The organism is uncultured Fibrobacter sp. (genome assembly GCF_900316465.1).
Taxonomy (GTDB): Bacteria; Fibrobacterota; Fibrobacteria; order Fibrobacterales; family Fibrobacteraceae; genus Fibrobacter.
In genome coordinates this window covers 1-11,144 of the sequence record NZ_ONDD01000018.1, presented here as the reverse complement: position 1 = coordinate 11,144, position 11,144 = coordinate 1, and the positions used below count along the sequence as shown (strand labels likewise).

The window sequence follows — 11,144 nt, the reverse complement described above, 5'->3', positions numbered from 1 at the left end:
AAGTTTCTATATTTGACTTGTCTAAAATTTTCTTAAAGGACGCTAAAAATGGCTAAGAAAGAATCCAAGAAGAAGGTTGTCCTCGCTTATAGCGGTGGACTCGATACTTCCATCATCATCCCCTGGCTCAAGGAAAACTACGACTGCGAAGTGATCGCTTTCGCCGCCGACCTCGGTCAGAACGACTTCCCGGACGCTAAGGCCCTCGAAGACAAGGCTTTGAAGACTGGCGCTTCCAAGTGCTACGTTCTCGACCTCAAGAAGGAATTCCTCGAAGACTACGTTTGGCCGACCGTTCGCGCCGGTGCCAAGTACGAAGGTACCTACCTCCTGGGTACTTCTTTCGCCCGTCCGCTCATCGCCAAGTATCAGGTGAAGATTGCTGAAAAGGAAGGCGCCTACGCTGTTGCTCACGGTGCTACCGGTAAGGGTAACGACCAGGTCCGTTTCGAACTGACCTACGCCGCTCTCAACCCGAAGCTCGAAATCATCGCTCCGTGGAAGGACCCGAAGTGGACGTTCCATAGCCGCGAAGACGCTATCGACTACGCTGCCGCTCACAAGATTCCGCTGAACGGCATCAGCAAGAAGAAGATTTACTCCGAAGACGGTAACCTGTGGCACCTCTCTCACGAAGGTGGCGTTCTGGAATTCCCGGAACAGGAACACAAGTACGAATTCCTCAAGCACACCAACACGTATGAAAAGGCCCCGAACAAGGCCGATCACGTGACGATTACCTTCGATAAGGGTAATCCGGTGGCTATCGACGGCAAGAAGATGGGCGCTGTCGAACTCCTCGAATACCTGAACAAGATTGGCGGCAAGAACGCTTGCGGTCTTTTGGACATCGTTGAAAACCGCCTTGTCGGCCTCAAGAGCCGCGGCGTGTACGAAACTCCGGGTGGCACGCTCCTGTACAAGGCTCACGAATGCCTGCAGCAGCTCGTGCTCGACAAGGAAACTTTGTTCGAAGCCCAGAAGATGTCTATGACCTATGCCAACCTCGTGTACAATGGCCAGTGGTTCACTCCGCTCCGCCAGGCTATGGACGCCTTCTTCGCTGAAGTGAACAAGGTTGTTACCGGTGACGTGACCCTCAAGCTCTACAAGGGTAACATCATTCCGGCCGGCATCAAGAGCCCCTACAGCCTCTACGACATGGGCCTCGGCGGATTCACCGACGTCGACATGTACGACCAGAAGGACGCAACGGGCTTCATCCGCTGCTACGGCCTCCCGCTCAAGACGCGCGCCCTGTTGCTCGGCAACAAGACCAACGTCGACTTCGGCAAGCCGGTTGTGCTCCCGAAGAAGTAGTCGTTATTACTTTCAAAATTAAGAAGACCCGTCGGCGAATGCCGGCGGATCTTTTTTTTTGCCTAAGTTAGGTTTATAGTATTTAGAGACTCTGGTGCTTGAGACGGTTGACTTCGGTGGTCGCGACATCAAGTTCATGCAGCTTGTTGATAACACCAGCGCACTTCTTTTTGTCCATTCTGAAGTCGGTCCCGCAAATGGGGCACCTTGTCGAGGAATTGGTCAAGAAATCGTGAAGAGAAAGCTTGATAATTCCTTTTTTGCAAACGGGGCAAAGAATGCCTGTGGGGGAGTTGTACGTTTTTTCTTCCATAGTTATTTCTCGTAGAAGTAAATGTCAACGGCGCACGTGGAACCATTGCTATGAGTAAATGTAACCTTTTGGGTCATGCCGCCTTTGACCTGACCATGGTTCTTGATGCTTGCGACCCAAGGAATCGTACCCTGGCTATTAGTAACCATGGAAAGACCGTTGCCCCAGTGCTTCTTTTCGCTAGAAAGAGACAGCTCTGTAGATTCGTCATAGTAAACGGTAATCAGTTCGTTTGCAATCGGCAGGTTCGTTAGCGGGTCCTTCAAGGTGATTGCAGATTCGGCGCCCTTTCCGATTTCCAGCTTGACCGTGTTTTCACGAGGAATAATCTGTTCCAGGGGAACGTTCTGCGTGTTTGTGCCCATTAAGGCTAAAAGGTTGCTCAAGCCGGCCGGCATGTCGGATTGCACCACTTTTACCTTCACGTAAATGTTTGCGTCAAGGTGCGGGCTGCTTTCATTGCTTTTTTTGTTCTTGTCTGTTTGCGCGGCAAGAGTTGCAATGATTTTTTTCGTTTCGACGACAGGTGCAGAGTCGGTCAGCTTTGTTTTATTGTCGTTTTCGGTGTCTATGACACGAACGGCAAAGTCGAAATCCGCTTGGTCAACATGCAAAAGGGGCAGGGGAATCATCGACAGGGTCGGAAGCGTCATCACCTTCGTGATAGGCTCTCCGTTTGCACCCACTTGATTATAGCGGAAAGAGGTCTTTTTCAGATTTCCGACATCGGTGGTGTCGTTGTCGATTTGATCTTTTTCGTTAGTAAAGCCGTATTCATTAATGAAATCGGCCGTCCTTTTCGCCGCCATGAAATCCGCAGAGATAATGGCGTTAATCGGAGTGAAAAATATGTTTTCAAGAGTTGATGTTTGTGACATGGATGCTCCTTTTAGTCAACGGGAACGAATTCACCGGTGTCGCCTTCAATCCAACGGTAGTTTTGCATTTTCGTTGTAATGTGTAAAGTCTGAATCGCCTCTTCAGGCATGTCTGCAAGGGCGTTAGCGTCGATAATGACGTCGAGATCGCCAATGTCCTCTGATGCAGAAACGGTGAAGACTCTTTGTCTTGCGTTAGCAATCAGATCCGTCAATGCCTTTTTTTCGGCTGTAGCGACTTCGTTGTTTTCTGAGAGCGACTCGTTAATGGTCTTTAATACCGCTGTTGTTGTGTCGTCTGCAGACTTTTGATTTTTACCAGAAGTATAGAGTGTGTCTTGAATTCTGCTAATCAGGATTTCTTTCTTGGTGCTATCGGCAAGAATTTCTTTGGCATTCCTGGACAGATTCGGTTCAAGTTTGGCGTAGAGATTTTCAGCGACGGTTCGGTTGGCTGTACGGTTCAGCACTTTGGGCGTGAATTTCGCTTCTTTGGCCAATGTTGCATCGTTTGACTCTGTGAGGCTTTTCTTTAGCATCACCGGGTTAGAATAGCTGTTGATGGCGTAACGCAAAGTGATGTCCACTTCTGACATGACGGCGTTGGGGAGCTGCAGGTACTTGAGAGTGTTGTCAGTTCTGTACTGCTCGGCAAGTTGGCTAGTGGTAAGATTGCTTTTGTGCTGAGCACTGTCAAGCGAATCGAGGATAGATGCGATAACTGAATTTAACTTAGGCATAGTTTTTTTTAGATGCTCCCGGACTGGATTTTACTCCAGTCCGGGAAATGTTTATGAAGTTAGGTTAGCGTTAGGCTTGGGGCTTGTTTTCGATGGCCTTGACTTCGTTGATGAGGATTTCTCCCGTGAGAGTCTGTTTGCTGTTGACCGTGGCGGTGAGTTCCAGGGTCATCGGCGGCAGAGGCTTGTTTTCATCAATGGAGAAGTACAGAGTCGTATTGCCCTTGGGAAGTTCAATTTCTGTATCGGGTTCGACAGCCTTCTTGATGTGATCATAGGTGACTTTAAGATTCTGGAAACCGGAGCCTTCTGCGGCAACAGGCTTAATCTTGATCTTTGCACCCTTGGCGAGTAGGCCGCTAGCATTCGTAATCGAAATGTTGCAGGACTGTTCATCGCCCGGAGTCGGAGTGATTTCGCTCTTTTCGACATCAATCTTACCGTCAACACCGGCGTCACCCATAGCAGACATGGTGAGAATGTTCAGAACCGTAGCAAGACCGGCCGGAACGTCAGCCTGCTTTGCGTGAACATGAACATCCTGCGTGTATTCTACAGAGTAGCGGGATTCAGACGTTGCCTTGGAATCCTTTTTGCTGGAGTAGTTAGCCCTAGCGGTAATGGAAAGGCTGAACGGACCCCAACCAAGCTTTGCCTTGGCTTCGCCACCGACATCGAGTGCTGTGGATTCCGAATTTTCGGTGCAAGACGAAGAAGAGGCGTTGATGGATGCCTTGAAATCGATGCTGATGTCATCAATCACAATCATGGGAATCGGAACGATCGTCAGGATAGGAACAATCATGGTGGTGAGATTACCGTCTTTCTGGTAGGTGAACGTCACGTTGACAGCTTCCTTGTGACCGTCAGAAGTGGTGTTCAAGCCGACTTGCTGAATAAATTCCCAAGAGGACTTTGCTGCCATTGCCTGTGCGGAAATCGCGGCCTGCAACGGTCCACCAATAAGGGCACTGTAATCAATACCGTTCAACATGTTCTGTGCGACGGTTCCTGCTGTTGTATCTATTGCCATATAAGTCTCCTTTTTAGACTGGTTTAAAATAGGCTTTTTGTAATTTATAAATAATTTTTGCGCTTTGTCATATTATAAAAATAACGTATTTGTAAGTAATATTTCGAACAAAGTTGTCGTCGTGATTATGTGTGTTTTAACCACGTATTACGTTGTTTGGAAAAATGTCATTTGTATGTAAAAATTATTTTTCCGAATTTATCAAGAGTTTTTTAATAAAAAATCCCCGGTTTTATCCGGGGTGATTTTAAATGTAATACGCTGTGATTACAATAGCGTTCGTTTCTAGAATTCAAACATGTATCCGGCTCCCCAGAGGAGCTTTTTTACATCGTGTTCGCGGTAGCGATTGATAGGGACGCTGATTTGTGTATAGATGCCGTAAAGGTGAGTCCAAAGTTCAAGCGAAAGATCGGCAGTTTCTTTATAGTTGTGGGGGAATGTGTACTTGCCTTCGTTAGCTTTGTTGATCGCCTGGTGCATTTTGTTCGGGGCTTCGGCGTATTCGTAGCCGAGGCCAAGGCCTGTGTCAAAGTGGAACGGGAACTCTTTAAAGAAGGTCCAGAGCAGGCTGCCGCGGTAGCCGCACCAAAAGTGGTTCTCGCCTTTGCTCATGCCCATTCCCTGCAGGTAGACCATCAAGTTGTTGTAGCCGACGCCTCCAATCAGCACAACTGGAGTCTGGTTGCGTATGCCTGCACCGGCACTAAAGCGCCAGTCTCCGGCGAAACTAAAAACAGAGGCAAAAAGGACTACAAAAAGCAGGGATCTAAAAAAAGCACGAAACATAGTCCAAATATAGACAAAACATACGATTATACTCGCAAAAATCTGTTTTTATTCCTATATTGTTTTGCATAAAACTCGGCTCGCCGTAGCACGGGCCACAAAAAAGGAATCAATATGAAGATGAAATCACTTATCAAGGCTTGCGCATTTGCTTGCGCTTTCGCCGCTCCTGCAATGGCTGAAGGTGGCATGTTCGAAGGGGCTCTCCCCGAAAACTGGACTGCCGACGTTGTCGCAGCTGTTCGTTATAACTGGTACAACTTCAGCAACTGGCAGAAGGACGGTACCTCCAACTACACTTGGCTCGTGACCTACGATGCCGACGTGCAGGGTAAGTGGAAGGTTGCTAACTGGCGTAACCTCATCGACATCGACCTCGGTCAGACATGGACTAAGGGCGTGGGTAAGCGCAAGTCCAACGACCGTCTCTTCTGGGAATCTATGCTCGACTTCAACATGACCGAAGTCCTGAAACCCTATATCGGTAACCGCTTTGAAACTCAGTTCATGGCTGGCTACGAATATAGCGAAGACGAAGATGGCAACGAAGTCAAGAAGGCAATTTCCAGCTTCATGGATCCGGCATACGAAACTCAGCTCGCCGGTCTTGCTTACATTCCGAACGACAACTTCTCTCAGCGTCTCGGTTTTGCTAACCGCATGACCATTTCTAACGGTTACGGTTACGCTGACGATCCGGATACCGAAAAGTTCGAAAAGTTCCGTGACGAACCCGGTCTCGAATCTATCACCGAAGCCAAGTATGCCTTCTCTGACATCGTGAGCTTCAAGACCCGTCTGTGGGCCTTCTGCAACTTCGAAGGTGTCGAAAAGATCGACGGCCTTTGGGAAAACTTGCTCTCTGTGATGATTGCTCCGCTCGTTGAACTCCAGGTTGGCTTTGACATGGCCTACGACTGGGATCTCGACGAAGACACGCAGTACAAGAGCATGGTGCTCTTCGGCCTGACCTGGCGCTGGTTCTAATGAGACCGCTCGGCTTTATTGCATGAAAAAAGTCCCCGTTCGGGGACTTTTTTGTTTTTGAAGTCATGCTGACGCAGGTCAGCATCGGCTTTTTTATTTCTAGCCCTTGGCTTCTAAATCCGCTTTCATCGCTCGAATGGCGTTGCCGCGGTGGCTGATGCCTTTCTTTTCCGCAAGCTCCATTTGAGCGAAGGTGCGGTCGAATCCGTCGGGCACAAATAGCGGGTCGTAGCCGAATCCCATGTCGCCTACGGGCGCGAAGTTGATTTGTCCGCGGCACTCGCCTTCATAAATCTTCGGCTCGGTCACGGTCCACTTGCCGTCGACTTCGGCGACTTTCTGGTAAGAGAGTGCGCAGAAGTAGCGGGCGCTGCGGTCCTTGACGCCCTCGAGTTTTTGCATGAGCTTGTCGTTGTTTGCCTGGTCGTTGCCATGGTAGCCGCAGTAGCGGGCGCTGTAAATGCCGGGCTCGCCGTTCAAAGCGAACACTTCAAGGCCAGAATCGTCGGCAAGCACGCTTGCTTCAATGTGCTTTTCGCAAAGCCATTTGGCCACTGTACTAGACTTGATGATGGCGTTTGCTTCGAATGAATCGCCGTCTTCAACAATGTCGTCTGTAAAGCCGATGTCCTTGAGCGTCTTGAATTCCTTGTTCTCGGTTCCGAGAATGTGGGCGAAGTCCCTGATTTTTCCGGGATTGCCTGTAGCGATAACGAATAAGTGTTTCATAGTCTAGATTAATAATGCTCGGGTTTCATCACGATAAGAATCGCGTCGACAACGATGCCCACACCGCAGAGGCCGCCGGTGCAAAGCCAAAGGATTCCGGTCCAGATTTTACCTTCGTAAAAACGGTGCAGTCCTAGGTAGCCGAGCAAAATGCAAAGGGCTAGGGCAATCCATTTGTTGTGTTCACCTTGAGCGGCCATAAAGTCTCCTTGGTTTAAGGCAGCCCAAATATAGAAAATCGCGACCTTGGAATTATTTGCTACATTGGGCTTATGCTTCACGTATTCAAGCACGAACTTCGCCTGATTTTCAGGGACCCGAAATTCTGGATCCCCTTCGTTATCCCGCCCGTGATTTTGGCGGCTAGCCAGGGCATAGCCGTGTCGCGTTACGGTGGCCAGATTATGGAGGGCATGCAGGGCTACATGATGCTCTTGCTCGGTTGCCTCATGGCGCCCATGGGCTCGCCCCTTGCTGGCGATACTTTTGCGGGCGAACGCGAACGTAATTCCCTAGAACTCCTGCAACTAGCGCCGATTGCTCCTGCAAAACTCTTCTGGGGCAAGCTTCTGGCGATTCTTCCGTTCCCGGTGGTGTTTGCGTTGCTCGCACAGTTCGGTTACTGGGTGTCGCATCCTGAAATTTCGACGATGTCTGCGGTGGCATCTGTTCTCGGGGCGCTTTCGGCGGTGCTTCTCACGACCTCATTTTCGCTTGTCGTTTCGCTCCGCGTTAAGACGGTCCGGGCTGCGACTCATCTGACTTTGTTTCTTATCGTGCCGCTATTGCTGTTGGTGCAGCTCGGTCACGAGGCTTTCTTGAGCGGGCTGTTCGTGCCTGTCGTAACGCTTGTCGTGTCGGTCTTGCTGAGCATTGCGGCGACTTTCACGAGCATGCGAAAGTTTGTAAGCTTGTAATGTAATAGAGGAAAAATATGAAAAAAGCCCTTTTTGCCATCAGTTCCTTAGTGCTTGCGCTTGCCTTTACGGCCTGCGGCGATTCTTCATCCGGTGCGTCCGATTCTGATCCGTCTAACGGTGGAAAACCTTCCGCAAAGGGTAGTTTCCCGCAAAATGGCGATCCGGAATTTTATTGCTATGCAACTAGTGGAACCGATGAAGATGGTAAAATCTGGGGACAGATCAAGTTGAATATCCCGAACTATAAGGGACATGTAGAAAGAATTACTTTTGATGAAACCGGCAATGGCACGCAATATTATGAACAGTCCTATTACAATTTGAATTCGTATAATAAAACGGCCATGTGCCTTGAATTCGAACAGGGTATCGAAGAAAAATCAAGGAAAAGGAATTTCACTGAAACACACTGCGAAAACGGAGTCTCTTACTTTGTAATATCTTTCCAAGGCGCGCCCATAAATGAACTTATGATGCACGCGACGGAGTTCGAAGAAGATTGCGAACAATACAAGCGCGAGTGGGAAGACGGCGAATACGAAGAATACCAGAAAAAACGTTAATCCTTCAAGTAAACGCTTTGCCCGTTATTCAACATCAGGATGACGGGTAATTTTTTTGCTGTAAAAATGCCGTTGTTCAAGGTGCCGCGTTCTATCAGTTGACCATTTAAGCTGAAAGACTTGTACGGAGCGTTGCTCGCGACATCTGCGATATGGTAGCGGTTAAAGCCAACTCGCGTGAATTTGGCTTCGTGGTTTAATCTTGAAATCTGTATCGCCGTAATATCCTCGGCAGGGAACTTGTAGTCCGGGCATGTGTTCAGCGTATCAAGAAGGATGGTAAATTCGCCGGCAACGGCCGCATATGCGAGCGGAACATCGACAATGTCGACATCCCCTCCTCCGTTTCTTCTTCTTTTCTCGGGGCCGTTGAATTCGCAGCCGGTGTAACCAAATTCCTTGCTATAATATTTTTGGCACAATTCAAACACGTGCGTCACGAGGGAATCCGCCTGTTCGGCGGTACCCTTGAAAACTCCCGCCTTCTGCAGGCGCGGAAATTCGTCTTTGTACACGTCTTTGTGCTTCACAGTGAAAAGGGAATCTACTCGTGAATTCTCGTCATCGGAGTAGGTCACTCGAGCCACCTTGACCACCTTTTCGGTGACAATCACGATCATGGTGGAATCTAGTTCGGACCTGTACACCCACGCTGTATCGGTGCTGGCAGCATTCTTGACCGCGGGCTCGCGCAAGTTCATCTTGGAAAGGTCTAGGTAACTGTCTTCGAAAAGGTAGAGCGCTGTCGCCGGGTACCCTAGGTAAGGATCAGTGCTGCCACCTGTGCCTTGATGGTGGGTGACGTTACATTCTGCAGCCTGTAAGGTTGTGACTCCGATGCTAGCGGCAAATACGCCTGCAAATAGAATTTTGGTGAAATTCATACTCTTTTCTCCTTTTAATCCATCTCTAGAAAATAGTAAAAAAGGAGAGCCGTTTTCAAGGCCGTCAAAAACGAGTGATTTTAGTCAACGAAAAAGAGGTGCTCCGTTAGGAACACCTCTTTTAAAATGGATTGTCGCTGCGACTACTTCAGTTCTTTAAGAGCTGCTTCGTTTTTGGCGATAATGTGTACTTTCGCTTCGCTCAAGTACCAAATGCTGGGCTCGGTCATATCCATGCAAGCATGGCTGCGACTCTCGCCCTATGCATTTGTCCTGTCGAGAAATTATTGCAAGTCCTTAAGGGCTGCTTCATCCTTTGCAATAATTTCTCTCTGCGTAGCGAGCTTGGTGCGTTCGGCGTTCACCACGGCTTCGGGGGCACCGCTCACGAACTTTTCGTTCGAGAGTTTGCGTTCAATCGAAGCGGCGAATGCCTTGGCCTTCTCGATTTCCTTTTCGAGGCGGGCGATTTCTGCAGCCGGGTCGAGGATTCCTTCGAGCGGGATGTAGAGCTCGCCACCGGGAACCACGGCGCTGGCACTGAACTTCGGCTTTGCGGCTTTCACGGCGACGCTCAGGTCAGAGAGACCCGAAAGTTCGGTGATGATTGCCATGCAGTCCTTCACGCTGGCTTCCGTTGCGGCGTCATCGACGCTCACCACGGCGCTGAGCTTGGTAGCGGGGCTCACGTTGTAGCGGCCACGCACGCCACGCACGCTTTCCACCACGGCAAATGCCTGGTCGAATGCGGCTTCGATCTTTGCGTCGATGAGGGATTCGTCGGCCTTGGGCCATGCGCGGCTGATCACCATTTCGCTGCCCTGGAACAGGATGCTGTTGAGCTCTTCGGTAATGAACGGCATCACCGGGTGGAGCAAGTCGAGCACGTTCTTCAGCACGTAGCTGAGAATTGCCATAGCGTTCTTCTTCTCGGCGGTGAGCGTTTCGCTGTTGATCACGGCCTTCTTGATTTCCAAGTAGCTGGAGCAGACGTCGTCCCACACGAAGCGGTACAGGAACCCGGCGAGTTCGGCGAAGTGGTATTCTTCGAGCATGCGGGTGGCGTCCTTGATGGTCGTCTGCAGGCGGCTCAAAATCCACTTATCTTCGAGTGCGAACAAGTTCTTGTCCATCGGAAGTTCGGCGGCAAGCGCACCGGCCTGTTCGAGCTGCGGGTAAAGGAAGCGGCAGGCGTTCCACAGCTTGTTGCTGAAGTTACGGCCGATTTCGAACTTTTCGCTGGTGTTGATTTCGCGGCCATCCGGCTGCTTTTCCTTCTTCACCGGCAGGCGCACGTCCTGGTTGTCGGTGCAAAGGCTTGCCATCACAAAGCGCAGAGCGTCGGTACCGTACTTCTCTTCGATATCCATCGGGTCCACGCCGTTGCCCTTGGACTTGCTCATGGTCTGGCCATTGCCGTCCAGAATCTTCGGGTGGATGTACACCGTGTGGAACGGGACCGTGCCCATGTTCTCTTGGCTAAAGAGCACCATGCGGGCGACCCACAGCGTAATGATGTCGCGGCTCGTCACGAGCACGCTGGTGGGGTAGTAGCGCTTGAGCGTGTCGGTATTTTCCGGCCAGCCCATGGTCGAATGCGGCCAGAGTCCACTGGAGAACCACGTGTCAAGCACGTCTTCTTCCTGCTTGAGTTCGTGACCCGGAACGGCGTCTTCCTTCAGGTCTTCTTCCTGGCTGCACACGAGGTAGCCGCCGTTTTCGGCCTTGTAGAAGTAGATGTCGTCGCGGCCCGCGAATGCGGCCTTCAGTTCGTCTTCGCTAGCGTCCGTGTGCCAGATAGGAATGCGGTGGCCCCACCAGAGCTGACGGCTGATGCACCAGTCGCGCTTTTCGGCGAGCCAGTCCAGATACTTGTTGGCGTAACGTTCGGGGATAATCTTGATTTCGCCCGACTTCACGGCGTTCATCGCGTTTTCGGCGAGCACGTCCATCTTCACGAACCACTGGTCGCTGAGGTACGGCTCGAT

At 50.4% G+C, this 11,144-nt stretch carries 13 protein-coding genes; 4 read left to right on the top strand and 9 right to left on the bottom strand.

All coding sequences use genetic code 11. The features are described from left to right. Positions 1-48: 48 nt before the first annotated feature. Positions 49-1,320, top strand: coding sequence for an argininosuccinate synthase (locus QZN53_RS08320; protein ID WP_072798409.1), 1,272 nt, complete (start codon positions 49-51; stop codon positions 1,318-1,320). Positions 1,321-1,402: 82 nt separating this feature from the next. Here QZN53_RS08320 and QZN53_RS08315 read toward each other — a convergent pair whose 3' ends face one another. From QZN53_RS08315 to QZN53_RS08295, 5 genes are all read right to left on the bottom strand, one after another. After that, positions 1,403-1,633: a hypothetical protein gene (locus QZN53_RS08315; protein ID WP_163438554.1), complete on the bottom strand. Its 231-nt coding sequence runs from the start codon at positions 1,631-1,633 to the stop codon at positions 1,403-1,405. 2 nt (positions 1,634-1,635) lie between these two features. Then, the gene (locus QZN53_RS08310; protein WP_163438553.1) at positions 1,636-2,511 is read right to left on the bottom strand and encodes a DUF2589 domain-containing protein; all 876 of its coding nucleotides are present in this window, start codon (positions 2,509-2,511) and stop codon (positions 1,636-1,638) included. A gap of 11 nt (positions 2,512-2,522) precedes the next feature. Further along, entirely contained in the window at positions 2,523-3,251 is a 729-nt protein-coding gene (locus tag QZN53_RS08305) for a hypothetical protein (RefSeq protein ID WP_163438552.1), read from the bottom strand. Between the two features lie 70 nt (positions 3,252-3,321). Further along, positions 3,322-4,284, bottom strand: coding sequence for a DUF2589 domain-containing protein (locus QZN53_RS08300; protein ID WP_163438551.1), 963 nt, complete (start codon positions 4,282-4,284; stop codon positions 3,322-3,324). Positions 4,285-4,569: 285 nt separating this feature from the next. Further along, on the bottom strand, positions 4,570-5,073 hold the full coding sequence (locus QZN53_RS08295; RefSeq protein ID WP_163438550.1) for a hypothetical protein: 504 nt from the start codon (positions 5,071-5,073) through the stop codon (positions 4,570-4,572). Positions 5,074-5,187: 114 nt separating this feature from the next. Between QZN53_RS08295 and QZN53_RS08290 the strand changes: the two genes are divergently transcribed. Beyond that, entirely contained in the window at positions 5,188-6,060 is an 873-nt protein-coding gene (locus QZN53_RS08290) for a DUF3078 domain-containing protein (protein WP_163438549.1), read from the top strand. 99 nt (positions 6,061-6,159) lie between these two features. On the opposite strand, the gene rdgB is transcribed toward QZN53_RS08290, so the two are convergent. After that, the gene (gene rdgB / locus QZN53_RS08285; RefSeq protein WP_163438548.1) at positions 6,160-6,789 is read right to left on the bottom strand and encodes an RdgB/HAM1 family non-canonical purine NTP pyrophosphatase; all 630 of its coding nucleotides are present in this window, start codon (positions 6,787-6,789) and stop codon (positions 6,160-6,162) included. 8 nt (positions 6,790-6,797) lie between these two features. Beyond that, complete coding sequence (locus tag QZN53_RS08280) at positions 6,798-6,989, bottom strand: TM2 domain-containing protein (RefSeq protein WP_163438547.1); 192 nt, start codon at positions 6,987-6,989, stop codon at positions 6,798-6,800. Between the two features lie 72 nt (positions 6,990-7,061). Between QZN53_RS08280 and QZN53_RS08275 the strand changes: the two genes are divergently transcribed. Both QZN53_RS08275 and QZN53_RS08270 read left to right on the top strand, forming a co-directional pair. Beyond that, positions 7,062-7,706: an ABC transporter permease gene (locus tag QZN53_RS08275; RefSeq protein ID WP_163438546.1), complete on the top strand. Its 645-nt coding sequence runs from the start codon at positions 7,062-7,064 to the stop codon at positions 7,704-7,706. 17 nt (positions 7,707-7,723) lie between these two features. Next, the gene (locus QZN53_RS08270) at positions 7,724-8,272 is read left to right on the top strand and encodes a hypothetical protein (RefSeq protein WP_088627277.1); all 549 of its coding nucleotides are present in this window, start codon (positions 7,724-7,726) and stop codon (positions 8,270-8,272) included. On the opposite strand, the gene QZN53_RS08265 is transcribed toward QZN53_RS08270, so the two are convergent. Continuing rightward, entirely contained in the window at positions 8,269-9,156 is an 888-nt protein-coding gene (locus tag QZN53_RS08265; protein ID WP_163438545.1) for a hypothetical protein, read from the bottom strand. The genes QZN53_RS08270 and QZN53_RS08265 overlap by 4 nt on opposite strands. A gap of 284 nt (positions 9,157-9,440) precedes the next feature. Further along, positions 9,441-11,144, bottom strand: a 1,704-nt coding sequence (locus QZN53_RS08260; RefSeq protein WP_163438544.1) for a class I tRNA ligase family protein, incomplete at its 5' end; no start/stop codon positions are given.

Coding starts and splice junctions, on each gene's coding strand:
- QZN53_RS08265 (WP_163438545.1), bottom strand. CDS start 9,156: ATGAATTTCACCAAAATTCTATTTGCAGGCGTATTTGCCGCTAGCATC.
- QZN53_RS08320 (WP_072798409.1), top strand. CDS start 49: ATGGCTAAGAAAGAATCCAAGAAGAAGGTTGTCCTCGCTTATAGCGGT.
- QZN53_RS08295 (WP_163438550.1), bottom strand. CDS start 5,073: ATGTTTCGTGCTTTTTTTAGATCCCTGCTTTTTGTAGTCCTTTTTGCC.
- rdgB (WP_163438548.1), bottom strand. CDS start 6,789: ATGAAACACTTATTCGTTATCGCTACAGGCAATCCCGGAAAAATCAGG.
- QZN53_RS08300 (WP_163438551.1), bottom strand. CDS start 4,284: ATGGCAATAGATACAACAGCAGGAACCGTCGCACAGAACATGTTGAAC.
- QZN53_RS08270 (WP_088627277.1), top strand. CDS start 7,724: ATGAAAAAAGCCCTTTTTGCCATCAGTTCCTTAGTGCTTGCGCTTGCC.
- QZN53_RS08310 (WP_163438553.1), bottom strand. CDS start 2,511: ATGTCACAAACATCAACTCTTGAAAACATATTTTTCACTCCGATTAAC.
- QZN53_RS08290 (WP_163438549.1), top strand. CDS start 5,188: ATGAAGATGAAATCACTTATCAAGGCTTGCGCATTTGCTTGCGCTTTC.
- QZN53_RS08280 (WP_163438547.1), bottom strand. CDS start 6,989: ATGGCCGCTCAAGGTGAACACAACAAATGGATTGCCCTAGCCCTTTGC.
- QZN53_RS08315 (WP_163438554.1), bottom strand. CDS start 1,633: ATGGAAGAAAAAACGTACAACTCCCCCACAGGCATTCTTTGCCCCGTT.
- QZN53_RS08305 (WP_163438552.1), bottom strand. CDS start 3,251: ATGCCTAAGTTAAATTCAGTTATCGCATCTATCCTCGATTCGCTTGAC.
- QZN53_RS08275 (WP_163438546.1), top strand. CDS start 7,062: ATGCTTCACGTATTCAAGCACGAACTTCGCCTGATTTTCAGGGACCCG.